Raw genomic sequence first — 657 nt, 5'->3', positions numbered from 1 at the left:
GCCCGCGGCGACCGAGGGGAAGCTGTAGAAGCCCTGGCCATCCGTGCGCGCGAGATAGCGGCGGTTCAGCAGCACCGTCACGCCGGGAACGCCGGCCTCGTTCGCTTCGCGCCGCTCGTTGTTGTCCTGGTCGAAGAACACATAGCCCTCCAGCCGGCCCGCGCCGCTGCCCGGCGCGCCGCCGATCGGCGCGCTGGCCAGGCCGGCACGCCCTTCGTGGCTCAAGGCCACCATGAGCGAGTGGGTCGGCGGTCCCACGAGCAGAGGCTGCAGCATCGCCGCCGTCAGGGCCGACACCACGGCGGGGTTGAGCGACTCCCGGCCGCGCGAGGCGGCGTATTGCGCGATGAAGGACCATCCCGGGCCGAGAGGCCAGCTCAGGCGCGCATTGGCGCTGAGGAAGCGCGAGCTGCTGTCGCCCATGCCATGGCTGCCGCGCACGCCGAGGTCGAGCCGCGCGCCGCCGGCCAACTGCGTGGTGCCGAGCACGCCCCAGTGCAGCTTGCGCTCGCTGAAAGACGAGTGGCGCGACTGCTCGACGGCCAGAGATGTCGAGAACGACTGCGTTTCAGCCACGTTCCAGGCATGGTCGACGCCACTGCGCAGCACGCGCAGGCCGATGCCTCGCGCCGCATCGGTTCGCCATTGTGTGTAGCC

At 71.2% G+C, this 657-nt stretch carries 1 protein-coding gene; it reads right to left on the bottom strand.

Annotated features, from left to right (window positions below):
• Positions 1-657, bottom strand: a 657-nt coding sequence (locus tag AC1DTN_RS38065; RefSeq protein WP_477925330.1) for a hypothetical protein, incomplete at both ends; no start/stop codon positions are given.

The organism is Rhizobium sp. 01T444 (assembly GCF_056398305.1).
The sequence above is the reverse complement of the archived record's forward strand: the minus strand, read 5'-3'. Positions and strand labels throughout refer to the sequence as shown.